The sequence below is a fragment of the Agriterribacter humi genome, assembly GCF_009192765.1.
Classification (GTDB): domain Bacteria; phylum Bacteroidota; class Bacteroidia; order Chitinophagales; family Chitinophagaceae; genus Agriterribacter; species Agriterribacter humi.
The window spans coordinates 36,778-61,713 of record NZ_VOHQ01000016.1; the positions used below are offsets into that span (position 1 = coordinate 36,778).

The window sequence follows — 24,936 nt, forward strand, 5'->3', positions numbered from 1 at the left end:
AGATTATAAGCGGTTTCATTTTGATAAAAATGGATACCTGAAAAATGATCCGGATATTGAAATATATACTTCAGGTTGGTAATTCTTCCCTGTTCACTATATAATGAAGCGCTGTTTCACCGTTAGAAAAGGATTTTGTAGTTACAAGCCTGAGTTTTTGCTGATTTTCACCACCCGCAAATAAGGGAATACCACTTCCAAAAATAACAGGATTAACAAATATCCAGAAACCGTCTATCAGGTCAAGCCGCATCAGGCTTTGGGAAGCAGCGGGGCTACCGAAGATCAATATGTTCTTACCAGGTTCCTCCTTGATCTTTCCGATTTCATTTAAACTGTTCCCTCCAATTACAGTGGTATTACGTAAATGCTGTCCCTGCATCGTTTTAGAAATGACGATCTTTTGGGCTTTGTTGTACCAGTTTGAATAGGCGATCTCGCTTTTTGTAGCATTGGCACGGTCTTTTGCAGTTGGCCAGTAGGTTTCCAGCATTTGGTAAGATGTTCGTCCGAATAAGGCTGCATCGGCTTCATCGGTGAGCCGGCATACAAATTCCAGGTTTTCCTCACCGGCATCAAAACCGTCTAACTCCCCGTCCTGCCCGGCTACGAAACCATCAAGGGATATATGTACAACTAAAATTAATTTTCTCATTTTATATATCCTCAATAATATGGTTTGTCCCCAACTGAAGCCATATGAAAACGCCTGCCCGTTGTGTTATGCCGCGGGATGATAAAGTTACCAACTAAAAAACAAATAACATAAGGTTGGTTCGGATAGCACTCTTCTTTTTCTAAAAAATCGTAACGCTGCTCTATCAAATTGAGCCGGAGTTGAGTAATTTGTATTTAAGATAATATGTAGTTGTGCAGGCTCCTCAGATAGGCCGGGTAGTCCACCTTCATTAACGCTTCATCGGCTTTGCGTTTTGCCATGATCACCTCACGCATATCAGACCACGCTGTTCCCATTGCATCAGCTCTTTTTTTGAGTTCATCAAGATTTATATCTCTGCAATAAATAGAAGTGCCCGGCTGCTGCTTCCACGATTGAGCAATCGTGCCAATATCAAAAGCGTCGAACCCCAATTCATCTACCAGCTTAAAAACAACTTCTTTCGCTTTTGTATTATTTCCTGAAACAGCTAAAGCAATACGATTTTTCTCAGCTTTGGGCCTGCCCATATCCTTCAGGCTAGTTGCAAGAATGGAATTAAATACCTTAACAACAGGAACGCCTAATTGCTCCTGAACCCATAAACTGTCTATACCACTTTTAACAAGTGCCGGTATGTCTCCATCACGGAGTGTTGGGTAATAATTGCCGGTTTCAATTACAACTACATCCCCTGGCAGTTGTTGAAACAGTTTTTTTGGAAGATACAGTACATTTTTTTGAGGAATTGAGACAATGATCACTTCTTTATTTTTTATCACTTCTTCAACAGAGACCGCCTCAGCTCCAATTTCTCCGGCAAGTTGTTTTAAAGAAGCCGGCCCCCTTGAATTGGCTATTGAAACAGTATGACCCAGTTTTATACATTTTGATGCCAGTGCGCTCCCCATTTCGCCTGAACCGATAATTCCTATATTCATAGCTAAACATTTTGATTACGATGTTGAATGCTGTTGCCATTTATTGTTTGTACTAAGACGCCTTTCGTCTTCTGTTTGCGGTTTTCCTTTAGCATTCGGCTGTCCTTTACCTGTAGCAATTAAGTTGCGTAAGCTATTATTTATATAGTTCATCCATGCATTAGAACAGATATCGTAACACTCATATTCAGGAACCAAACCTTCCTGTGTAAATTGAAGCTCTGCCTTGTTGCCTTTTTCAGTTACCTCAAAAATCATTTCATTGCCTGTCCATTCACTGCTGTCCTTTGTAAATTTGAAATAATTTTCCATAACCAGCCAAACAACTTTTTTGCCTGGAATCATCTCTGTTATTTTGATTTTGCAACGGTGTATGTCTTCGTATTGAAGTATAAACTCATCATTGTGTTTGTCCGTACTCCCTTCAATTTCTTCACTCCACCATCCACGAACATTATTGATGGCGTTGAATACCTCTTCCGGCGTTTGGTCAACCAAAATGGTTGTTGTAAAGTCTGAATTTTTCATTTTTTTTTTTACTGCTTTAGATTTAATTGTCAAATATCTTTTTGCCCTTGCCTGTAGTTATCAGGCTAAATAAACTTTGCTGAATGAGTTGGGTCCATGCATTTGAACAGCTATCAAAACACTCAATTCCGGGAGCCAAACCCAGGTGAGTAAACCGGACTTGAGTTTTGTTACCCTGCTTCGAAATTTCAAAACTAATTTTTGTGTCTGTCCATTCGCTTTTATTCTCAACAAAACTAATTTTACTGTCAGTAACAAGCCATACTATTTTTTGACCAGGAATCATTTCAACAATTCTTTGCTTCGAAAAATGAATGGTTCCGGAACGATAAGTAAATTCATCGTTGAGTTTGTTTGTACCCCCTTTAACTTCGCCCGACCACCAGCCACTAACATCGTTGATGGCATTGAATACTTCTTCCGGCGTTTGGTCAACCAGCAGCACAGTGGTGAAATTTTGATTTTGCATCGTTTTATTTTTTAATTATTGTAAATTTCATGAGACAAAGTTATTGTCTGAATATCATCAGCCCAGGGTGCAAAATGGACTTTTTAACGGGTTGATTTGGACAATACAATACTTTATCTTTGCAAAAAACGGGTTTACAATTTTTGTACCGCAAAAGTTCCATTGTTGCTATACCGATGAAAGGATTGCGACGCAACGATGATGCTACAAAGCGTTGCAGCCGGTATTAAAAAATAGTAAATACACATGAAAGCGTTATGCAACATCTTACTATAATCGTTCCCGACGGACAGAACAACCTGAGCAGCATAGTAGGCGCTTACAAAATATTTACAAGAGCCAATGCCTGCTGGAAGGAAGCGGGCAAAAAAGAATTGTTCAAAATCCAGTTGGCAGGACTTTCGAAAGAAGTTGAATTTTATGAGGGCCTGTTTACCGTGCATCCGCACACCCACATTTCAGCTATAGCCAAAACCAATCTCATCATTATTCCTTCATTGAATCATAATTATCAAAAAGCGGTGAAGGCGAATCAATTGCTGATTGACTGGGTGGAGAAACAATATAAAAACGGTGCGGAAATAGCGAGCATATGCACCGGCGCATTCATGCTTGCTTCATCAGGCTTATTAGATGGAAAAACCTGCTCTACACACTGGGCGGCTGCGGATGTTTTTAGAACGATGTTTCCAAAAGTGCATTTACAAACAGATAAACTGATTACGGATGAAAACGGGATTTACACGAATGGCGGCGCCTATTCTTTCCTGAACCTGATGATTTACCTGGTAGAAAAATACTACGACAGACAAACCGCTATTTTCTGTTCCAAGGTATTCCAGATTGAAATGGACAGGCAAAGTCAGTCGGCATTCATCATATTTAAAGGACAGAAACTGCACGGTGACGAAATGGTGAAAAAAGCACAGGCCTATATTGAAAGCAAAGTGGATGAAAAAATATCTGTTGAAGACCTGTCTTCGAGGTTCGCTGTTGGCAGGCGAACTTTTGACAGAAGATTTATAAAGGCAACCGGAAATACGCCTGTTGAATATACGCAAAGAGTAAAAATTGAATCTGCAAAAAAGGCTTTTGAAAGCACCCGGAAAACAATTAATGAAGTAATGTATGAAGTAGGTTATTCGGATGTGAAAGCGTTTCGGGAAGTATTCAGAAAAATTACAGGCATGCCGCCATTGGAATACAGGGGCAAATACAATAAGGAGGCGGTGGTGTAAACATGCTCCTGCTGTGACTTCAGCGATAGAAAACTAATGCTCCCGTGAGGATGGTTGTTTGAAACTTTGCCATGTATACATATTTTAATTTATGCAGCAATCAGGTTCAATTTTTTGTGATAATATATAAGAGAACGTACCCAATATTACTGCAATATCAGCGCTCACCATGTCTGGTATAGCAGAGCCAAGTATCAAAGGAAAAGAGCCCTGTAAAAATCCAGTAAAGCATGGTTGCCTTTTTCATCTTTTCTTTTTTAATTATTAGTCCCTGGTTTGTTGCATTTTCAATTTTAACTTCCTTCTATTTACTTATTTTTTAAGGTTACCAATAATTCGTCTAAGTTTTGCATGCCCATAGCGAACCCTTCTTTAAAGCCCATTTCAATCATCGTTTCTATATCGGCAAGACTATCGTGTTGTAAAGTGATACTTACAGTTGTAATACCGTTGTTTTCGGTGAATACATTTGTCCGGAACGAGCGTGGTTTTTCCGAATTTTCCTTTCCGTTTTCATCGCAAAATGCATCCAGCCATGACATTTGTTTTTCGGGTTCAATGTTCTTATAGTCGGCCCTGCACCAAAGCTTTTCATTTTCCGGACTAACCATTGCGTATAACCACACTCCGCCTTCCCTGAAATCCAAAGATTTGGTCTCGGCCCGGTATGGTTTTGGCGCCCACCACTGGTCAAGCAGTTCGGCTGTGGTCCAGGCTTTCCAAACCAGGTCTGAGTTTGCGTCAAATTCACGTGTTACAATCAGTTGCATATATATATGCAACTTTTTGGTTTCGCAAGTTTTTCAAAAAAATCAAATAGTTGAAAAAAGCGGAAGTTTTATTTATACGCTATTGCCGCACTTGAAGGTCCGGCCAAAGGGAGTAATGCAGTTGATTTAAATCCTACAATGTTTGCCCACTTGTTGAAATCAGCAAATGTATAATCGAAACCAGTTCCAGTTTCAATAAGCATATTCAAACTCATCATCATACCAAATGCATTTTGCTTTCTCTCGTCATCTATAATTCCTTCAATGACTACAAAGGCGCCGCCGGCAGGTAATGCTTCGTATGCTTTTTTCATGAGCATTATTTTCTTTTCTTCATCCCAATCGTGCAGGATATTCCCCATCGTTACAATATCAGCCTTAGGAAAAGATTCTGCAAAAAAATCCCGGCTTTGAGCTTTTACCCGGTCCGACAATTGAAATTTTTGAATAGTTTCAAAAGCAATGGGTTCAACAGGTGGAAGGTCAACAGTGGTACAAGTCATATGAGCCTGATGCTTTGCTACCATTAATGACAGCAAACCGGCTGAACCGCCAATATCTGTCAGGGTCGTATATTTTGAAAAGTCAAATTTTTGAGCAAAAGTCATAAAGTTACCCAGTTGTATTCCGCTCATCGCATTAATAAACTCTTTTAATTTATTAGGGTCCTGATAAATTAAACCAAAAAAATCCTGACCCTCTTTTGCTTCGTTTTGAGGAAGACCGGTCATTAATCCTTCTTCAAGATCGCCCCAAAACTTATATAACCTGTTATTCATCATCTCAAGAATGCCGCCAATATAAGATGGCTTATTTTTATCTAAAAAGGTATCCGTATCGGGTGAATTGGAATAAATAGCCGTTTCTAAAAGACCTTCGCGCTCAAGAAACCCAAATACGGTTAATACATCTAAAAAATCGTAAAGGTGCCGGTCTGTACAGTTCAGGTTTAAAAATATTTTGATGGCTTTGCCCGACATTTTCTTTTGTTCAGCTAATTTGCTAAACAATTGAAATTTTATTGCTGACAATAGAATTTTTGATGCCCAAAAGCCCGTTCCAATTTGCATTATGCCTGCCGGAGACGGCTGATTGTTCTTCTTTTCCATTATGTTTATTTTTTTAGTTTAAAAGTGATGCCTCCAAAAATTACCCCTACTGTTATACTTTATGCAATAAAAACCATTTTTTAACATTTATAAACGCGTAAAAACATTTCCAGGCGTTTACAAACGGCTTTGCTACAGCAGTACAGCTCTCATAGTAGTATAGATGCATATTACAATTCAACTACTAAGTGGAACCGAAAATTACATACATAGAATTGGATGAGATGAATATTGGGTATTATACAGGTGCAGACTGAAATGGTTATCAAACCTATTCATTTATTTGTATAATTGAAAAAGTTTTTTGGGATGGCAAACTACCGAATCCACCGCGCCAGGTGGCGGCAGCTGGCGCTTAATAGCAACTTTCGATGTCCTTATGAATAGCAGCTTTGTAATTTCGCCGGTCACGACAGGTACGCATTAGCCTGGCTGCGAAGACCGCCGGCAAGACAGCAAGCGGAATCCATGGGCTGTGGCGCCCTGATGCGTTTACTCATGTCGGCGCTGCGCAGGGGGGGTGCCGGGTTAAAAAAGGTTTGGAGACGGGTGATTTAAGACAGGGTGACACCTTCCATGCTCCTGCTCTCAATGGATTTCAATACAGGCTGACTCCAGGATGACAGCGCAGGTCAGGTAAAGCGAGAGGACAGGATTATGCTTTTGGAGCCTTTTCTTTTACAGGATCGTCCGCGGATTTATCCTGGTCTTTTTTATCCTTCACTCCTTTTTTGATGTGCTCTTTTTGTACTTTTTCTTTGAATAATTTTTCTTCACGGTCTTTTTTATCCTTCACTTCTTTTTCGATGCGTTCCTTTTCTTCTTTCCCTCTGACTAATTTTTCTTCACGATCTTTTTTATCCTTCACGTCCTTTTCGATGCGCTGCTTTTCTTCTTTTTCTTTGAATAATTTTTCTTCACGGTCTTTTTTATCCTTCGCCTCTTTTTCGATGCGTTCCTTTTCTTCTTTCTCTCTGACTAATTTTTCTTCACGATCTTTTTTATCCTTCACGTCCTTTTCGATGCGCTGCTTTTCTTCTTTTTCTTTGAATAATTTTTCTTCACGGTCTTTTATATCCTTCGCCTCTTTTTCGATGTGTTCCTTTTCTTCTTTCTCTTTGGTAAGTCCGCTAGCATGGTTGGCTTTTTTTTCCTTTTCCAGCTTTTCAACTTTATCCCTGTTGCCACGGTTGTGTCCAAAAGCACTGTTGCCTGGTTGGCCTGCAGTGTTCTTATCCTCATTAGCGCCGGCATTGGTAAGCCCGTTAGCATGGTTGGGATTTTTCTCTTTTTCCGGATTTTCAACTTTACCCCTGTTGCCGCGGCTATGCCCAAAGGCGCTGTTACCGGGTTGGTTTGCAGTGTTCTTATCTCCATTAGCATCGGCAATGGAATTGCTTTGCTTTTTTCCTTTTGTTGTCCAGTCAATGTATTCCTCATCTGTATAGCTCACTTTTTTCAGGTCGTTTTCCTCCATATACCACCGGTGGTCGTACCCCTTCCAATAAAAATATCCATTCTTCGATTTGATATATTTTCTTCCGTCTGTATACTGCTTAACGACATCAGCAGAAGATGCAGTGATGGCCAATGGCGCCCATTGTTTTGCGGTAGCTGCAGGCGTAACTGGTTGTATTGTGGGTCTCGCTTCCCGCACCCGAACGGGTTGATTTACCACAACTACTTTGGGTTGCTCCCTCACCATTACTACCGGCTCACTGCTCTGTGCTGTGGAACCGGTCCCGGAAGCGGGAGATCCTGAAACAAAGGTGGCGCGGCATCCCACGAGGATGCTGCCGAAAAAAATGATAGATACGGTGGAAAGAAACAGTGAATGATGCTTCATATTCATATTGGATTTTAGCGCTGCGACTATTCTGAAAACAGCCGGCATGCCCTTAAAACGCAGATTACATTATTTTATTCTGTTTTCTTAAACCACCCCAAAAGGCGAACTACAAGTTAACTAAAAGATCAATCGGAGAGGTCTAGCCCCAAACCGAAGCTGATATCGAACTGCAGCTGATGTTTGCTGGTCAAGCCCCGTTTTTTGCCAATGCATTATTGTGTGCTGTGCTTTCTTGTCACTCTTGAATTTTACATCCATGGATAGCCTCTCTTAATTGGTTCTCAATCGCATTGCCATCTATTAATGCCCAATGTTCAATAATTTTATTATCGGCAAATTTTATATACCTGTAGCCAATCGCAAAAATCTCTGCACCTGTTGGTTCTAAATCCCGCCAGTTGCCAATGTGCTTAAGAAGCATTTTTATTTTAAGTATGATTTTATTTTCCTCGCTAACCATTTCCTCAACGATTGTCTTGTGTTCAAATGATTTACCAGTCCCAATTATCCAAAGTTTTAAACCTTCTTTGTTTGGCGGTAAAGCTAATGGCAACGAATGGTCGCAAAAGTCTGGATGGATGTAATTGTCAAGTCTATCAAATTGATTTTGATTCCAAATTTCTTCAATGAATTTGGTTGCGATTTCTTTGTTGTTTGCGTTCATTCTTTTATTTTATGAACTGCAAAGCTCAGAAAAAAAGATAGACACTACCTGAGACAAAAGTCACAAAATGCGTGCTAACCTTTCTTTCTGATACGGCTTAGTGTCTCTCTTGCTACACCTAAATAGGATGAAATTTGAGATAAGCTTATTCGTTGAATTATTTGTGGCTTATTTGTTTGTAAAAAGTGATACCGCTCGGTTGGTGTAAAAAGTTTGAATAAGTTTGTATGTTCTTCTTGCGCTATTAGCAGTTGTTCTAAAAGTTTTCTTCCAAATGATTCTATTTCCTGCGACACTTTATAAAGTTTCAAAAGTTTTTCTTTGTCAAATTCATAAATAATTGCTGGTTCGCCAGCTTGTATTGTTGTGTCAGAAGGAGTGGAAGAACGCAAACTTTTTAGATTTGTAGTGAAATTGTTCTCAAATGTAAAGTCTGTATTTATGTCAATGCCGTCTTTGTCAATAATAGTTCGCAAATATCCTTTTTCAACGAATACAATGTTCTTGCAAATCTGTCCTTGTTTTAAAATGATTTCGCCCTTAGAAAGTTCTCGTCTCGAAGAGGCTTCAAAAAGTTTATCAAGACTTGGCTGAGCCATTTCTGTCAAGTCGGTAATTTTTTTATACAGTAGGGCTTTTGTATTGTCTGTCATAGTTAGAGAGTCCACCGCATAGTATACAACACTTCAATTGCCGCATACGTGCCTATTTTTAAACCTTATAAACGCTTAAAACGCTTCTAAGCGTTTATAAACGGTTTTTGTTTCAAGGGTACAGTACTCATAGCCGCATAAATGAAGCTCACAATTCAACTACTACTGGCACCGAAAATTACATACATAGAATTGGATGAGTTGAATATTGGGCATTATACAGGGTACAGACGGAAACGGTTATCAAACCTATTCATTTATTTACAAAATTTAAAAAATTTTTTGCGGTTACTGTGAGGCAACCCGCTGGTAATGGGGCTTGGCCAGCAAATCGCAGCGTTGTAAATTTTGCCGGGATCATATAGCTATGCCCATTGCTTAAATGCAGAGTCCCGCGCGATACAAAAGTTTCTCAGGTGCTCCCGCTGGATCATGGCAACAGGTTCTCCTTTCTAATATAAGCAAGCGATGAATCCACGGCTGCATAAACGTCGCCGTTATACTTATCCATCTCCAGGATATACCATTTCACACCAATCTCTTTCCCCTTCTGAAACACGGACTTGTAATCAATCTTACCCTTACCGAGGGGCACCCAATTTTCAGCGGGCATGTCGGGTGGCATAAAATTAGCGCCGGTAAAAGCACTCGTCGGTACATGATCCGCCATGTCCTTGATATGCAGCAGCTCAACCCCTTTCCGGTACCTGTGCATGAACTGCACCGGATCCTGGCCGGCATACGTAACCCAGAATATATCAGCTTCCAGGCGAACACAGTTGTAGTTGATGTGCTTTACAAAGCTGTCGAAGAAAGTGCTTTGGTCAGCCATTTGCTGCAGTTCGTACCCATGGATGTGATAGTAAAGCTGAAGTCCTGCGGCCTGTGCCTGCTGGCAGGCTTTTGTGAGGATGCCGGCGGCTTCGTTAACGACATCAAGTGTTACCGTGTCGGCCTTTGAAACCTTAAGCCAGGCGATGCCTGTATAATGTGCACCCAATTTTTTGGCCGTTTCAATAATAACCGTTGGATCCTTTCGCCAGTCGTTCATGTTGTTCCAGTGAAGAGCAAACATCTTCAGGCCTGCCGCGTCAAGCTGCGACCTGAATTCATCCGGGTTGCCAACAATGTAGGGAGCGTCAAATCCTTCCACGTAGTTAATGCCCAGTTTTTTGATCTTCTTTAAAGTTCCGGGAACATCTTTTTGGAGCTCGTACCGGAATGTCCAAAGCTGGGCGGCCAGCTCACCTTCGGCGGAAGCATTTTTACCGGATCTGTGCAGGAGATCATCATTGTCAGGAAAATAAGTATCCCACCCCTGAAAGTTAGGCCGTTGCCTGGTTTTACATAAACGTTACCCGTCAACTTTCCGGGATTGCTTATGAAATTAAAGTTTCTTTTCAAAGTCAGGCAGTTAATGATTGTAATAATCGAGGTTGTCCTAAAAGTTTCTTAATAACCAGGGCTTTTGCCTGCCGGGAAATAGCATTCCGTCGGGCCCGATCAACTGATAATGAAAATAGAAATAAAAGTTTATGATTTGTGCTTAGCCCGGAGCTCCCTTTCGTGCCCGAACAAATGCCCAACGATGCTGTAACTATTAACCACTGCTTCTGTCCCCCGATACCACTATTCGGCTTTTAAGTAAACCTGAAATTCCGTTCCTTTATCGAACTGGCTTTTCACCAAGATCTTTCCTCCCGCATTACTAACAATTTCTTTTACCAAATATAAGCCTATGCCTGAACCTTCAATGGCATTTTCTATTCTGTAATACTTTGAAAATATTGCGCCAAACTTACTTTCGTCAATACCTATACCATTATCTTTTACTGATATCACTATAAAATCATCTTCTTTTCCAGTAGTAACAACAATTTCAGGCTGCCGTTCTGCAGCCCTGAATTTTATGGCATTGTTGATCAGGTTATAGATAATTGTTCTTAATTTTCTTCTGGAAAAAGTGATTTCTGATATATTAATTTCACTTGTGATTGTTGCATTTGCAGCAATTATATTATCACTTAACGTAAGCCGAACATCTTCCAGTATATGTTCAAAATTTAGAAGTTCTTCTTCGGATTTATATTTATACTCATCCTTTCTCACTTCGGTCAATTCTTTAATGAGTTTGTGCATTTTTGTTAAAGCACTGTCAACAATTTTCAGAAGGGAGTTGAATTCCTTTTCATCTTTTGGAGACACACCTTTAAACAACTCTATTGCCAATACCAGATTAGCAAGCGGGTTTTTTATGTCATGGGAAATAGTGTCTAACAAAATTTCATGGTCCGCTATTAGTTTTTCCTGCTCTTTCAAATCTTTTATCCGCATGGTAATTTCAACAAAAGTTATAATTACGCCATCCGTTTTATGATCCCTCATTTTTACATAGGGGATGATATTCATCTGGTACCAGCGCAGGTCAGTAGTTTGGATTTCTTTTTCAAGAATTTCATTGCTTTCAATAACCTGCTGAATATTGTCTATAATGGATGGAAAACGGAAGTTATCCTGTATGTCACTTATAGGTCTTCCAAGATCACTGGCAGACAGACTAAACTGTTTCATTGCAGGAGGCGTATATTTTTGCAGTTTTAATTGTCCATCTACAAACAATTGTGGAATTATCGTATTCCTAAAATAATTCTCTAACTCATCATTATGTTCGATAAGTTCTTGCAATTGTCGTTTTTTTTCAGGCATTTTGTTCAATATTTAAAGTCAATTTGAAAGTTGCAGGGTGTCCCATAGGCTGTAGCTTACACACCGGTTGCCACATCTTTCTAACTATAATTACCCGCTTTTAAACGTTTAAAAGCGTTTATAGTCGTTTGATGCCGATAAGCACCAGGTCGGCGAAACCCGTAACTAATATAGTGTAATTTTTTAAGCATGGTGCCTGCATCAAATTTTACACCGGGTATAAACAGAGGCGATGGGAATGCGGTATCGGCTGCCGGGCCGGGAAAGGAAAGACTTTTCAGCACCGAGGCTCACGGCCTGGCACAAGCGCTTTTTATGAAGATCCCTGCACGGTGCAACATTAATCGGTAACTATCTTCACATCTTTAAACATAAACGGATTGTCACTGATCCTTAAGTCCCTGCCACTGGCAGTGGTCACATTTTTGAGTACAACTTCCCTGGTTTTCACATAGGGAAATTGCTCGTGGCAGGAATCTGCGGTCATTTGTGGATTGAAATTTGAAAAAATGGCCGGGCCCTGGTAATCCTCCGGATGATTGGAGTCCTCAATCCGGAGATTTTCAATGATGATCCGCTCAGGCATATAACAGGTGTAACCAAAATCATGCTCACCGGAATAAGATCCGCCAATCAGGGCGGCGCTGGCTGGTTTGCCGCCCTGGGGCACAAAAACACAGTTGCGGATAAAGAATTCTCCCTGCCAGGTACTACCATAATCGCTGCGCAGGTTGATGAGCGTTCTGCCGTTAATTGTTGAATTCTCCACCGTAAAGATCCCGCTGCCGATAGCATTGATGCCCATGTGTCCCAGGGTGGAGTTGCGGATGGTGGCGTTGGCAACGCCCATGTGGGCATCGAAGCGGGAAAGCGTGCATTTGTCGTAAAGCAGATTTTTGCAGTAGTTGGAACCCAGGATCCCCCAGTAGGTTCTATCGTTGATATCATTTGTTTGGCTGCAGTTCACGAATGATACATTGAGGGCGCGGTTCACCGAAATGTCGTAAGTGCCCATGGACACAGGTTTCCCTGCCGCGCCAATGGTACTGTATGTTTTATGCCCGGTGAGCACGGTATTCTTAACCGTTACGTAAGCGCAGTCACTAATATTAATGAATCCGCCATAGGGCGCACCATGGTCTCCTTCCCCGGTTACGCGATGTTCAAGCCCATCCACAACAACATTGGAACGTCTGACCGCGATATTCCGGCTATAATAGGTGTACTTCGATTCAGCTTTATTGGCAATGGTGGTAAAACGGCCTCCGGTGATGTGCAGTGTCTTCCCGTCCATGGGAAGAGCGGTGATGTCCGTGACCTGATCGAAGTCCCATATGATGGGAGCATCCATATCCACCCTGCCGCTTTTATCAACAACGAAGATATCTGTTTGCGGAGATCCGTTATTTTGGTTCAGCCCAAAGCGGATATAGCGTTTTACATGAGCGTTGGTAACGGTAATGAGACAGGATCCGGGCAAAGCCGCGGCGATTTTCTCCTGGTTCCTCTTCAGTGAAGAGATAGATTCAAGTGTAAACGGTTGCAGGCCGGAGCTGACCATGAAAACAGGTGCATTGCGATTTTGCACTTCGGTATCGTCAATGATGAAGACCGCCGTGCCAAAATCGGTGTCGGTGCGGATGACCACTGTGCGCTCCTTTCCCCCGATGTAGTAGGTGGCTCCCTCATCGGCTTTCACCAAAAGTTTGTTTTGATTGGCGAATGCATGAGCTGCAGCGATAGCGTCTATATCATCGGTTTTGCCGTTGCCCCTGGCGCCGAAATCACTATAGCGGACCATGCCGGCGGCTTTAAATTTATGCACATCCTTTGGAGATACATTTACCTGTAATTCACCATTCTCATTAATGTTTACCCGGGTTTTCTCCTTTTTGGATGTTATCACTACACGTTCAGGCGCGTTCTGGGCCTGCCCCTGCGCACTTATTACAAAGGTTGATAAGAAGAAGAATAAGAGCGTATATTTCATTATGAGCATATTTTAATAAGCGTCAATTTCAAAAAAATCAGTTGGGTTGTCAGATCGCAGATTTACCGACAAACCGTATCACGGCGTGATTATCCCGCCGGGGTCTTTACAGCATGGGCAACTTTGTGGAGAGCGAGACCCCGGCGAATAGCCAGGCGCCAGGGTCTCATGCTACCCGCAATAGCCCTTTTATGAAGACCTCAGCGCGAACTATAAACGCAACAACAGGACACGCTTCCGTCCGGGTTGGTTGTGTATAGCAACGATGCTATCAAGCACCCTGGGAACCGCGCAATATCTTCTCCATCTTCCTGCCCTTGGCCAGTTCATCCACCAACTTATCCAGGTACCTGGCCTGCTGCGTCAAGGGGTTCTCAATTTCCTCTACACGATACCCACAGATTACTCCTGTTATGAGGTGCGCATTGGGATGTATCGAAGCACGCTGGAAGAATGTCTCAAAAGTTACCTTTTCTTTTATCAGTTCCTGCAGCTTCCTGTTATCGAAGCCTGTTAGCCACTCTATCACCTGGTGCAATTCTTCTTTTGTTCTGCCTTTCTTCTCCACTTTTTCGAGATACATCGGATAAACCGAGGCGAAGGTCATCTTTGCGATACGCTGATGCTGTGTGTTGGAATTGTTCATATCTTATATTTTTTCAGCCGGCGTTTCAGGTTTTTGGTGATTTCCCGTGAGGGAACGGTCGTTTAACATTCATACAACAGTACAACTTTGCGATGTGGTGGTATTTGAAAATCGTCAGCCCGTAACCGTTGCTAAATTTATAAATAAAAGTTCATTGTTTATTCTATTGCCTGGCGTTACTCGTCTGTTGGAACTGAAACCGGATAACGAACAAAAAGTTGAGCATATATTCATCGCCCCGCCATATTACCAAACCGCCTGCTGCAGGCTTTTGTTATTTAATTTAATGCTCAAATTTTCTATACGCAATATGAAAGAAGCGATTTCTAATTTTCATTAAGAAGCATCCATGCCGTTCCAAATTTATCACGCAGCATGGCAAAGCGATTTGCAAAGAAAGTCTTTTCCATCTTCATAAAGATTTCGCCATCACTGGAAAGCAGGTTATAGATGTGTTCTGCTTTCTCCGGTGTATCAAGTCTAAGCGTAAGATAGGCGCTACGCATAGGTTCGGCACCAGGAATGTCGGCCCCTCTGACCATAGTACCGCCTATCTCCTTTATTGCATGAAGAATTGGGTTCTTCCATTCTTTCGGAAAATTGGGAGGCGGTTGTTCGTGAGGCATCATCATATTTATTTTTCCGCCAAGATGCTGCTCGTAAAACCGGAATGCATTTTCGCAATGTCCCGGATAGTTGACATAGATGTCAAGTTTCATTGAATGGTCGCTATTCATAATTCATGCTTTTACTCAGCTTGTTTAATCAGGTTAAATTCTCCGTAAAGATGATTTATTTTTCAAAATTCAGAGGGTAGAGTTACGACAAATTGAAGGCATATCGCGGCAATTATAAAAAGGTTTGTTTTAGTTGTTTTATTACGTTTGGTTCAACACTAAAACGTTGTCATTATAGCTTGCAGCCAGCACTTTACTATTACATTCGTGGAATTTAATGGGTTGATTATAGGTATTGTACAGGGTGCAGACTGAAATGGTGATCAAACCTATTCATTTATTTATAAAACTGAAAATTTTTTTAGGATACCAACCAGGGAATCTATGGGTATGTTCCTGTTAGTCGCAATGATTGTTCTGAAAAAAAATTATTTAATTATTCTCTGCCAATTCAATGTCCATCGTTTTTATTAAGCCATTCTCAAAAGTATAAATATGCTTTACCTTACCATCAAACATTGAATTGTCCTGTAAGTCTTTTACTTTTTGATGAACTTCAACTTCTAAACTTCCGTTCAGTCTTTCATTAAATCCAGTTGGCTCAACATTTGGATTTATCTCTTTCCATTGTCTTGTCCAATATTCTTTTATTTCATCGTGACCGCTAATGTAGCCACCTTCCCAGGCTTTTGACCATTGCACATTTGGCTGCATTGTTGAAAGCGCTTTGTCAATGTCTCTTTCATTGAAAGCAGAATATGCTTTCTTAATTAAATCTTTTAATTGAGTCGTCATAAATATTTTTTTAATGTCGGTTTGCATTATTCGTTAGATGCTGCCTGTTAGCCCTGCCAGCAACGTTTAAAGTTGAAGTTATGAACAAATCCTCATTAGAATTCCGTTGCCGGAACCAATGTCTAATTGCACAAAATGATGAACTGATGGGAGGTAATATGCTGGTAATAAATTTCGCCGGGGTCGCATAGCTGTGCCTATTGCTTAATGCAGACCCCGGTGCGAGACCAATAATAATGCGGAGCTGCAACTCATTGTTTAAAGTCTGATACTGCAGGCACTAATACATTGCTGGCGTACGTTGCTTTTAATTGGTTTAATACTTTTGAATTTTGCCTTTTTTGCCGCTAAGAAATTCTGTTTTGTCCATTAGGCTTCCATCCTCTTTATATCTCGTCCAGACTCCCGTTTTAATTTCATTGTCAAGCGAACCTGTCTGCATAAGTTTTCCATTTTCACGATACCACTTCCATTCTCCTGTCATTTTTCCATTTACATAATTGCCAATCGCCTTTAATTGTCCGTTTGCAAGATAGTATTTCCATTCCCCCGCCCGTTCCCCGTCCTTAAAATTTCCTTCGCAGGAAACAGAACCGTTCTTGAAATATTCTTTGTGAACGCCTTGTTTAAGTTTTCCTTCTTTGTCAAACCTACTGTTATCTGTTTTCATAATTACAATCGTTTTGTTTACAAGTTTCTGTGCGCCAAGAATATTATTTAATCTTCTCTTTGTTTGTGAATGTAAGCTACAAATTGACGCCCGAATTTATACAGGCAAGTTTATCCCTTTTAAACATATATTGATTGAGTGAATGGCATCCAACAGTTTGCTTTATATTTTCATTTCAAACATCCAGATATGCCCGAAAGGGTCTTTTATTTTACCCTGCCGGTACCCATAATCATAATCCTGCGCAGGAGAAATTTCCTTTGCACCTGCCGCTATAGCATTTTGCATAAAGGCATCCACATCTGAAACAAAAAGACCGATAATTGCGGTTACGCCATTGTATTTCTCCGGGCTGTATTCCCCGGACCTATCCACTTCTTCGTGGAGGTGAAAAATGGCGCCGTTAATAGATAGTTCCGCAACATGAATGCTGCCGTCATCATTGGTAAAGCGCCTTAGCTCGGTTGCACCAAGGCCTTTGGTATAAAACTCGATATTGGTAACGCCGCTTTTAATGTAAAGCTGTGGTGCAAATGCGGGTGTATGCATTGTGGTCATAAATGATGTATTTAGTAATGAAGCAGAATGATAGCTCAAACCATAAACAACAAACTATAAACTATTAATGATATCCAATACTGGGTTTGCTGGCTCATGATCTGCTTTTCCATTTCACGCTGGTCTAAATGAAAATCAGGGCGGGGTGGGTTGAGCCGTTAAAAAAGAATTGCTTTTCCATAACTGTAATTTAGCTGAATTTCAATTTCCGGATCTGTTTCATAGATGTTCGGGCGTTGCTTCCTATGCCGTTCCATAATAATTCATTCATTACCGGATTTTGCCCCGGGGAGCCTGCTCCTGATCCACTTGATCTGCCCGTTATGGTTCGATTCGTGCTCGCAAACATGAAACCATTTACAGTAATTATTGGTAGGCTGACTATCAAAAAATGCCGGATCAGTTGCCATCAGCCACTTGTCGTCACGTTTCTTAAATTCCGCTATTGTTTTTTCCCTGGTTTCTTTTAAAACCGCAAGGTAATAATCCAGGTTGTTGCCTTTAATCTTGTTACGGCCTTCATCTCCCAATGTCATAGCCGCCCCCCAGGTTGCTTTTTCTTTTTCGTTATAATCCTGCCGGCCTTCAAAAGTATTGGCCTGGTAAAAAGCTTCCGTAGCAGCCAAATGTAAAAGCATAGCGCCTATGGTGTTGGATTTCGCGTCATGCAAATAATCAAGGTCTTCCTTTTTCATGTTGGCAACCGAATGTAAAACCGCAGTGCGCATCCAGTTCATCATAGAAACAAGCGTTCCTATCTGTGGTGAAAATCCTTCTTTAGGCCCAATGATATGAATACTTTCCACCGGCAACTTATCGTTAGCCCGGCTCATTTGAGGAAACCATGCCAGACCTGTGAGACCGGTAGAGATAACCGCAGTTGATTTAATAAACTGTCTGCGACCGGCACCTTTTATTATCTTTTCCATAAAATGTTTTTTTGTAAAAGTTAATGAAATGAAATGCCTCAAACGGCTTTGCAGCACCGGGACATATGAAGAGTATGTCCCGAAGCTCCATGCTGTTTTATTTATCACCTGAAGATAAGCAATAACTGGTTTTTATTATAATGGGATATTTAGCATTGAAGTGGCTATTCCGCCAATCTTATCCTGCATTTTACCGCTTCCTTTGCTAATTTGAGTGCAAACTGCAGTTGAACATCTTTATGCTGAATAACTTCCTCAATTTCCGGGATAACAGGATAATCGGGAATTATTCCCCGGTCTTTGTATTTAGTCTTTTTCACATTATTTACGTATTTGAATTTAGGAATAGTGATATTGATTTTACTGTTAGGTAATATAACATTTTTTATTCCTCCGGAAGTATTGCCATAGTACCCTCCCCCTGTTTCTTCTCCAATAAATTTACCCCTGTTGTTGCTTTTTGCTATAGCACAAAAGTCTGCTGTTGTTGAAAAGCATAATCCATCAATCAAAAAGAAAACCTTCCCGGCAAAATTATTTTCTTGTGGTTTTTGCATACCAAGAAGCGGGTTGTCCTTTAATTGAATACTATTTGTGGTTGATTCGATAGAAGCGAAGTATTTAAAAGGCTTGTTTGCCAGATAAGAATAAAGCAAGGCGCCATAGTGATCTGCTCCGCCACTATTGCCACGAATGTCAATGATTAAATTATTAACTTTTTTGGTGTTAATTTCTTTAAATGCGGTTTCCAGAAAGTTGTTGAAATTTTGTTGTGCGCCGTTTAACCTGTTGTCATCAAAAGAATGTACAGTTAGCAAAGCAATATTGTTTTGAGGAAACTCCAATTGCAAAGGCTTTATGTCTGCGGATTGATTTCGGTCAGCACATTCAAAATCTTTTACAATTTCGGCAGCGATGTTAATGGTTTTAATCCCGGCTTTTGTGGTCTTATATTGAACGCAAAAAGAATCTTTGTTTCCAAAAATCCAGCGGTAAAGAAAAGGGAAAGCGCCGTTATTCAATACCTGGTTCTTTTTAGTCACAATTTTCCCGTCAGAAGGCAAATACCGCAATAATGTATTTTTGATTTCTCCAATTGGCACATTATCAATAGCTAAAATTTCAGTTGCGGCCGGAAGTTCTCTGGCATTACTGCAAAGCACGTAGGCTTTATTATGGATGAAGAAAGTTTGCAGTGGGAACATTTTCTCATTTGCAGGATAATAATTCATTAACAAACGTGGTATGTTCGTGCCGGTATGCCCATCTTCAATGGAACTTATTAAGAACATGATTGATTTACCGAATTCTAATGCCGTCATAGAATGATTTAATGTAACAAAGCAACTGTCGAACAATCTGTCCATTTCCCTTTTTCCTTTGTAGCGGTATAATCCGGCATGCTCATTTTGCAATGCCTTGCGGAAAATTGTAAAATCCTGTTTTAACATTTGTTCTTCCATCGGTTTTAAAGAAACCGTATTCACCTCAGTTTCTTTCACGGTTCTCATCGTCGATATCCGGGTGTAGCAAGTATCTGTATTATTCAATACAATCAAAAAATCATACTTCTTTCCTGCAACCACATTAAAGGAAATAGAATCTGTATCGGTGTAAAAGGTTATCCTTTTTTCACTTACGGGCTCCAAAGCATAATAAACATCGGGTTTCACGTCCGGCGAGAGGTTCCATACAGCTTTTTGAAAAACCTCTCCGTCCCGCACGTCCACTTTTTCTGATGTGGCATTTATTATGGGCAGTTTTTGCTGGGCAAAAACAGTTTGTACTGACAATAGCGTTATTGCACAGAGGGCCATACCTTTCCTATCCCACGTTGTGAGTAATTGAACTAGTTTCATATTTATATATCTTAATGGTGAAATGCTATCTTTCTGATCGCTTAAGGAAAAAGAAATAGCCTAAAAAACTGGCGGCAATGCAGAAGGCCATAATAGCTAAAGAGTGAATGCCTAAAGGGAGTGTATAATAAATGATGGTGAGCCCGGCTCCTAAACCTGCTAAAATTGCAAACCATTTAATGTTGGCATTTCTGTCTTCTTTAGGATTCGTTTGCAAAATAGACGAGACTATATTTTCAGGAATCCCTTTTTCTATAATTTTATTTTTAATGCGATACTCCATAATCCGTTTTAAAATCACCAGAATGAATATCATAAAGAGCCCAAGCACAAAAATGGTAGCACATACATTAAAAATTTCTTTGTCAATTGCCGGGCTGTTAATGTTTTGGGCATTTGCAACAAATGGCGTGGCAATTATTGCTGTTATATTTATAGTCTTTTTCATACCTATTATTTTAATGTTTCCTGCTTCATTAGACAGGTGTATACATTGAATGTTGCAATAATTCAATAATATTTTAAGGTCTTCATTTTTGTCAGGTATTTTCGATACATATCAATACACAGGAATACTAAAAGCCCTGTAACCGTAGTAATGAGCAAATAACTTAATATTGGTGTTATCCCCGAAAACAGTCTCAATAAGTTGGTTCCCAAAAAATAGAATATTGTGCAGCCGGAAAAAATAGCAATGCAAATAATAAAATAAAAGAATGCATTGCCATATGAAACCTTATGTTGGGTTTCAGGTAATTGCGCTATAACTAAATCAGCCAGGTTGAAATCAAAAACCGGTTTCTCCTGCTGATTAATTCCTTCAAACAGAAGTGCATATTGCTGTGCTTTTACCTGGCAATTTGCACAATGCCGGATATGTTCTGTAATATAAATATCGCAATCTATTTTTTGCAAAGCATATTGCTGAATCTCAGCATCGTTAAGATGTTCGTTTGTCATAACATATCCTTTTGATAAGAAAGGGATAAACTATCTTTTAGTGCTTTTCTTGCTCTGTACAAATAACTTTTTACCGTTCCCTCCGGCAGTTCAGTTATTTGTGCTATTTCAGCGTAGCTTAAATCTTCATTGTGATAAAGCATTATTAATGTTTTATAAACCGGAGAAAGTTTATCTATTTCAGTCTTTAAAATTTCAGAAAGCTCCTTTTTAAAAATGCGCTCTTCAGTTTGATTATCAAATGGGTTAGTTGCATTACTTAAAAATACTCCGCTGACAGGCCCGTTATCATCGCTGATATTGCCGGGAAAAACTAATTTTTTCTTCTCAAGGTAGTTGATGCAGGTATTATAAGCAATTTGCCCGACCCAGGTAGAAAGTTTCGCCTGAAATTTGAAACTTGCCAGATTTTTAAATGTTTTTAAATAAATGTCCTGTGCAATGTCTTTCCTGTCTTCACTATACGGGATCATTCTAAAAATAATTTGAGCTACCAACCCTTCTGTATTTTTCATAATAGTCCTGAAAGCACTTGTGTCACCACATAATGCCTTATCAACCATGTGTTGGTTTATCACATTATTTTCATTTTCATGGTTCACTTACGGGTTAGACAGGTGAGGTTTAAAAATGTTGCAAAAACTGTCATTAAATACCTTTTTATTTAAGCTTCAACTACCGGGTGTCCCAAAGAATACATTTGCTTCCATGGGCGGCACACGTAGAATGCTCCAAATAGTTCTCATTAGTAGCGCAGCTATTGAACCTTCTTATTTTTTACGGATGCATTTTGTTGTGAACTTTTTTTTAGATGACTGTCTAACGAATCCAGCTTCTCCGTCCAGAACATCCTGTATTGTTCTACCCAGCCGGATACTTCCCGCAGCTTGTTTAACCGCGCCTCACAATACCGCTCCCGGCCTTTCTGGTTAATGATTATCAAACCGCACTCCGATAGTATTTTAATATGCTTTGAAATGGCCGGGCGGCTTATATTGAACTGTTCGGCCACGGTTTTCAGGTTCATGGGTTGATTTGCGAGCAACTGTATGATTTCCCTTCTTGTAGGATCCGCTATGGCCTGAAACGCATCTCTTCTCATGCTGTAAAATATATTATGTAACTAACCGGTTACAAATATACAATTTTGATATGGTCCGATTTTTACTAAGTGTTTGGTGAAGACATGAACGACGGCAGAAGCATTGCCGGCAGCCACATTGCAGGACAGTGAACTGAATGCTGAAGTGTGCGACGCAAGATAAGCTTCACCATATTGCTGTCGCCAGGTACAAAAAATATTCGCTAACCGCTGTTAACAACGATTATTTCATTTTACTATCCGGGCTTTTTCTCTCCGGCTATTCTTATTACTTGTACCGCTTCATTTCTTGCACCAGCATTTTCGCAATAACGGCAAATCCTTTATCGGACGGATGAAGTCCATCATAGGTCATGTTGATGGCATCGGGCGGATAGGGATATTCATCGGTAGACGGATTAAAGGGAATATCAACGTACGCGGGATAGCGATAATTTTTATATGCACCAGTTTGGGGATCTTTCAAACGCTTATATTTCACCATATTTTTCAATGTAATGCCACTTTTGTTGTACAGGTCGGCAACAGGCATTTTTTCGTATTCCCCGATTGCAATAATGGCTTCTGCAAACTGCGATAGTTGCTGGCCATTCTTTTCTTTGTAGGAACCGTAAGCATTGTTGGTCATATCGGCAATGTACACAAAATCGCCACGCTGCATGGGTGTAATAAGGATGATCTTCGCATTGCTGTTTAAGCTGCGGAGCTTGTTGATGATGATACGGAAAGAACCATACACGGTTTTATTACCGGTATTGTTTTGATAATCTGCCAGGGTACCGATGGGCCTGCCCTGCCACCAGTCGTTGGTGCCCAAAAAAATGGAATACACATCGGCTTTAACAATACCCAGCTTTTCAATTTCAGCAGCAATGCCACCGGAGGTCCAGCCATTATGCCCCTGGTTAACATATTGGATATGCGGCAGCTTTTCCACCACTCTTGTCATGTATCCTTTTCTGACACGGTTACCTGTTTCATCGGTATGCTCATTCAAATAAGTAATGGAATCGCCAATGGCAACCCAGGTAATTTTTTTCTGCGTAAAAGCAGTAATGCAGCAAATAATAATGACAGCGAAAGCCAGTTTTTTCATATTGCGTTTGTTAAAAAGTACCTGCAATATACAGGAGCTCCCATTATTATGGGCTGATTAATTTGCAGTAATGAATATGGAAGCGGAGCGGATGGCTCCATGGCTACAAAGATGCGGAAGCCTTTTTTAGCAGTTTGGCCAAAAGCGTATAATCAACTTCCTGCCCTTCTGTGATGGTAGCTGTTTTCCGGTTGAGATCCGACATGGATTTAAAAAAACCTTTGATCTCTTCCAGCCCACCGGCATTAAATACCATAAAAGAAACTTTATCTTTTGCGGCATGAATAACGCATGCGTAATGGCCATCCTTAAGATAATGCGGCTTTCCGTACTGCAGCCGTTCTTCCACTGCGGGAATGGTTTTGAAAACAAGCTGGCGAAGCGATTCGCAAACTTCTACCTGCCATTGCTGTAATTTTTGAATGTACTGTGTTACTTCCTGGTTCATATGTATTGTTTATGTGTGGTGTGCTGAATTGCGATATGACTAATTTGACTGTCCTCTTTCAGTCCGGGAGAATATATACAGGGGTTAATCCTGGATAAATACCTCTTACAGGAAAACTATGATCCCCGACTGAAGAAATTGCAATCGTTGTAATCATGCCTGCCATTATGGAGAGGATGAATCGCTTCATCATTATTTATTTAGGTGTACTGTTGTTTCTGCGGAACAAAATTAATCCCGGGTATGCATTGCAAGCGGAGGGTAAATTGTCAATTACAGGGTTAAATGCGACAAATATGTATTATTACCCGGCCCTGTTTTTCTTCTTTTTTGAAGCAGCTTTGGGTTCAGCTTCGGAGTAGGCTGTATTTAACGCGTCAACCAGCATTGCCTTTTTTATTTTGGTAAGATCAATATATGTCCAGCCCTGCAATCCCCACTTATTGGGAACGGGGTATATAACGGATAAATCAAAAGCACAAAAAACGGATTGATCGGTTTGGGAAAACTTCACACAGGCAAGCTTATCTTTTTCGGAAAGCGTGGCGAATATCTTCTTTTTCGTTCTGAACGCAACTTTCTCAAAATGAGGTTGCTCTTTCGTTTCCGGAAACGATAAAGCCAGTTGCCGGAATGTTTGTATGGAGATCATATATTTATTACTGTCTGTTTTTACAAAGTTAGTGAAGCAAAAATCCTCGAAGTTCAACAATTCATCCGCAATTATTACAATTCATTCTTCCCGGGCTTGATGGCTGTGGCAATTTGATGTTGGTTTGCATCCTGAAATTAAAAACAAAAAAATTGGTTATGCAAACTAGATTGAAGTTAAATCAAAAAGCAGTGCGTATTGTGCTGATGGCCGCTATACTGCTCTTTGCATCCTGTAAAAAAGACAAAAACCCTGATCCGGCACCACCTCCGCCGCCGGTAAATCTTACACTACAGGAATATAGGGACGGGGAAGATTTTATGCGGTTCGAATACAACACAGACGGGTCGCTCAAAAAAGCTACCGTTAAAAATGACATCAATACTTCCGGGGATATTGTAGATTTCAGCATCAGCTACAATGCCGGCAAAATAAGCGAAGTGAACAGCAGCTCGGGCGAGAAAATTGTGCCGGTGTATGAAAACAACATTTTAAAACGGGCCGACTATTTTGTTGCCGGACAAAGAACAGGCTATACCAACTACCAGTTCGAAAATGGTTCTGTTAAAAGAGCAACCATTTATGCGGGAGAAGGAAATGAGTACAACCCGATACTTGAATTTATTTATCAATATAACGGGAATGGCAATGTTATGGAAGGAACAATTATGGCAGGAACGGATACGCCGGGGCATATGGTGAGGGCGGGTCATGCAGAGATGCAATATGATCAAAAAACCAACCCACTGTATGTGCATAAAGATTTTCTGGTATTCCTCTGGCAGGGCATTTCTAAAAACAATGCTGTAGTAGAAAATATTTATGATGCGCAATTAACATTGGAGGGCAGGTACCAATATGAGTATACCTATAAATCAAACGGGCTGCCGGAAAAAGCCAGTGTTCAGATCGGCTTACCCGGGGAGCCCGGAACCACCAGCACAGTTGGATTTACATATAAATAGGTAA

At 40.5% G+C, this 24,936-nt stretch carries 28 protein-coding genes; 2 read left to right on the top strand and 26 right to left on the bottom strand.

The window, feature by feature from the left end; translation table 11 throughout:
• Positions 1–70: 70 nt before the first annotated feature.
• The 4 genes from FRX45_RS20435 to FRX45_RS20450 all read right to left on the bottom strand — a co-directional run bounded on the left by FRX45_RS20435 (position 71) and on the right by FRX45_RS20450 (position 2,596).
• Positions 71–655: a dihydrofolate reductase family protein gene (locus FRX45_RS20435; RefSeq protein ID WP_152270340.1), complete on the bottom strand. Its 585-nt coding sequence runs from the start codon at positions 653–655 to the stop codon at positions 71–73.
• A gap of 197 nt (positions 656–852) precedes the next feature.
• Positions 853–1,599 (bottom strand): NADPH-dependent F420 reductase, encoded by a 747-nt coding sequence (locus FRX45_RS20440; RefSeq protein ID WP_152270341.1) that lies wholly within the window; start codon positions 1,597–1,599, stop codon positions 853–855.
• Positions 1,600–1,614: 15 nt separating this feature from the next.
• On the bottom strand, positions 1,615–2,127 hold the full coding sequence (locus FRX45_RS20445; protein ID WP_152270342.1) for an SRPBCC family protein: 513 nt from the start codon (positions 2,125–2,127) through the stop codon (positions 1,615–1,617).
• Positions 2,128–2,149: 22 nt separating this feature from the next.
• Entirely contained in the window at positions 2,150–2,596 is a 447-nt protein-coding gene (locus tag FRX45_RS20450) for an SRPBCC family protein (RefSeq protein ID WP_152270343.1), read from the bottom strand.
• Between the two features lie 257 nt (positions 2,597–2,853).
• Here FRX45_RS20450 and FRX45_RS20455 point away from each other — a divergent pair, with 257 nt between their 5' ends.
• A complete protein-coding gene (locus tag FRX45_RS20455; protein WP_152270344.1) occupies positions 2,854–3,834 on the top strand; it encodes a GlxA family transcriptional regulator in 981 nt (326 codons plus the stop codon).
• 308 nt (positions 3,835–4,142) lie between these two features.
• Here FRX45_RS20455 and FRX45_RS20460 read toward each other — a convergent pair whose 3' ends face one another.
• The 22 genes from FRX45_RS20460 to FRX45_RS20565 all read right to left on the bottom strand — a co-directional run bounded on the left by FRX45_RS20460 (position 4,143) and on the right by FRX45_RS20565 (position 23,967).
• Positions 4,143–4,604: an SRPBCC family protein gene (locus FRX45_RS20460; protein ID WP_152270345.1), complete on the bottom strand. Its 462-nt coding sequence runs from the start codon at positions 4,602–4,604 to the stop codon at positions 4,143–4,145.
• A gap of 68 nt (positions 4,605–4,672) precedes the next feature.
• The gene (locus FRX45_RS20465) at positions 4,673–5,713 is read right to left on the bottom strand and encodes a methyltransferase (protein WP_152270346.1); all 1,041 of its coding nucleotides are present in this window, start codon (positions 5,711–5,713) and stop codon (positions 4,673–4,675) included.
• Positions 5,714–6,368: 655 nt separating this feature from the next.
• A complete protein-coding gene (locus FRX45_RS20470; protein ID WP_152270347.1) occupies positions 6,369–7,559 on the bottom strand; it encodes a hypothetical protein in 1,191 nt (396 codons plus the stop codon).
• 238 nt (positions 7,560–7,797) lie between these two features.
• Positions 7,798–8,226 (bottom strand): ester cyclase, encoded by a 429-nt coding sequence (locus FRX45_RS20475; protein WP_152270348.1) that lies wholly within the window; start codon positions 8,224–8,226, stop codon positions 7,798–7,800.
• A 74-nt stretch (positions 8,227–8,300) separates the two neighbouring features.
• Complete coding sequence (locus FRX45_RS20480; RefSeq protein WP_152270349.1) at positions 8,301–8,879, bottom strand: Crp/Fnr family transcriptional regulator; 579 nt, start codon at positions 8,877–8,879, stop codon at positions 8,301–8,303.
• 430 nt (positions 8,880–9,309) lie between these two features.
• Positions 9,310–10,161 (bottom strand): sugar phosphate isomerase/epimerase family protein, encoded by an 852-nt coding sequence (locus tag FRX45_RS20485; RefSeq protein ID WP_152270350.1) that lies wholly within the window; start codon positions 10,159–10,161, stop codon positions 9,310–9,312.
• Positions 10,162–10,508: 347 nt separating this feature from the next.
• Positions 10,509–11,564: a sensor histidine kinase gene (locus FRX45_RS20490; protein ID WP_226805490.1), complete on the bottom strand. Its 1,056-nt coding sequence runs from the start codon at positions 11,562–11,564 to the stop codon at positions 10,509–10,511.
• Between the two features lie 361 nt (positions 11,565–11,925).
• Positions 11,926–13,575 carry a hypothetical protein gene (locus tag FRX45_RS20495; protein ID WP_152270352.1) on the bottom strand — a complete coding sequence of 550 codons (1,650 nt, stop codon included), beginning with the start codon at positions 13,573–13,575 and terminating at the stop codon, positions 11,926–11,928.
• A 271-nt stretch (positions 13,576–13,846) separates the two neighbouring features.
• Entirely contained in the window at positions 13,847–14,221 is a 375-nt protein-coding gene (locus FRX45_RS20500; protein ID WP_152270353.1) for a DUF2200 domain-containing protein, read from the bottom strand.
• 326 nt (positions 14,222–14,547) lie between these two features.
• Positions 14,548–14,958 carry a VOC family protein gene (locus FRX45_RS20505; protein ID WP_152270354.1) on the bottom strand — a complete coding sequence of 137 codons (411 nt, stop codon included), beginning with the start codon at positions 14,956–14,958 and terminating at the stop codon, positions 14,548–14,550.
• A gap of 372 nt (positions 14,959–15,330) precedes the next feature.
• On the bottom strand, positions 15,331–15,693 hold the full coding sequence (locus tag FRX45_RS20510) for a nuclear transport factor 2 family protein (RefSeq protein WP_152270355.1): 363 nt from the start codon (positions 15,691–15,693) through the stop codon (positions 15,331–15,333).
• A 316-nt stretch (positions 15,694–16,009) separates the two neighbouring features.
• Entirely contained in the window at positions 16,010–16,363 is a 354-nt protein-coding gene (locus tag FRX45_RS20515) for a toxin-antitoxin system YwqK family antitoxin (protein WP_152270356.1), read from the bottom strand.
• 162 nt (positions 16,364–16,525) lie between these two features.
• Complete coding sequence (locus FRX45_RS20520; protein WP_226805491.1) at positions 16,526–16,921, bottom strand: VOC family protein; 396 nt, start codon at positions 16,919–16,921, stop codon at positions 16,526–16,528.
• 263 nt (positions 16,922–17,184) lie between these two features.
• Complete coding sequence (locus FRX45_RS20525) at positions 17,185–17,850, bottom strand: DinB family protein (RefSeq protein WP_152270357.1); 666 nt, start codon at positions 17,848–17,850, stop codon at positions 17,185–17,187.
• 164 nt (positions 17,851–18,014) lie between these two features.
• Positions 18,015–19,709 (bottom strand): S41 family peptidase, encoded by a 1,695-nt coding sequence (locus tag FRX45_RS20530; RefSeq protein ID WP_152270358.1) that lies wholly within the window; start codon positions 19,707–19,709, stop codon positions 18,015–18,017.
• Between the two features lie 25 nt (positions 19,710–19,734).
• Positions 19,735–20,157, bottom strand: a complete 423-nt coding sequence (locus FRX45_RS20535; RefSeq protein ID WP_152270359.1) for a hypothetical protein — start codon at positions 20,155–20,157, stop codon at positions 19,735–19,737.
• A 62-nt stretch (positions 20,158–20,219) separates the two neighbouring features.
• Positions 20,220–20,669 carry a hypothetical protein gene (locus tag FRX45_RS20540; RefSeq protein WP_152270360.1) on the bottom strand — a complete coding sequence of 150 codons (450 nt, stop codon included), beginning with the start codon at positions 20,667–20,669 and terminating at the stop codon, positions 20,220–20,222.
• Complete coding sequence (locus tag FRX45_RS20545; RefSeq protein WP_193311793.1) at positions 20,666–21,232, bottom strand: RNA polymerase sigma factor; 567 nt, start codon at positions 21,230–21,232, stop codon at positions 20,666–20,668. The genes FRX45_RS20540 and FRX45_RS20545 overlap by 4 nt, the downstream gene beginning before the upstream one ends.
• A gap of 194 nt (positions 21,233–21,426) precedes the next feature.
• Entirely contained in the window at positions 21,427–21,771 is a 345-nt protein-coding gene (locus FRX45_RS20550; RefSeq protein WP_152270362.1) for an ArsR/SmtB family transcription factor, read from the bottom strand.
• A gap of 268 nt (positions 21,772–22,039) precedes the next feature.
• Positions 22,040–22,867: an SGNH/GDSL hydrolase family protein gene (locus FRX45_RS20555; RefSeq protein WP_152270363.1), complete on the bottom strand. Its 828-nt coding sequence runs from the start codon at positions 22,865–22,867 to the stop codon at positions 22,040–22,042.
• 103 nt (positions 22,868–22,970) lie between these two features.
• Complete coding sequence (locus tag FRX45_RS20560) at positions 22,971–23,315, bottom strand: DUF1801 domain-containing protein (RefSeq protein WP_152270364.1); 345 nt, start codon at positions 23,313–23,315, stop codon at positions 22,971–22,973.
• 304 nt (positions 23,316–23,619) lie between these two features.
• Positions 23,620–23,967 (bottom strand): MmcQ/YjbR family DNA-binding protein, encoded by a 348-nt coding sequence (locus FRX45_RS20565; RefSeq protein WP_152270365.1) that lies wholly within the window; start codon positions 23,965–23,967, stop codon positions 23,620–23,622.
• Positions 23,968–24,125: 158 nt separating this feature from the next.
• Here FRX45_RS20565 and FRX45_RS20570 point away from each other — a divergent pair, with 158 nt between their 5' ends.
• Complete coding sequence (locus tag FRX45_RS20570; protein ID WP_152270366.1) at positions 24,126–24,932, top strand: hypothetical protein; 807 nt, start codon at positions 24,126–24,128, stop codon at positions 24,930–24,932.
• The last annotated feature ends 4 nt before the right edge of the window (positions 24,933–24,936 follow it).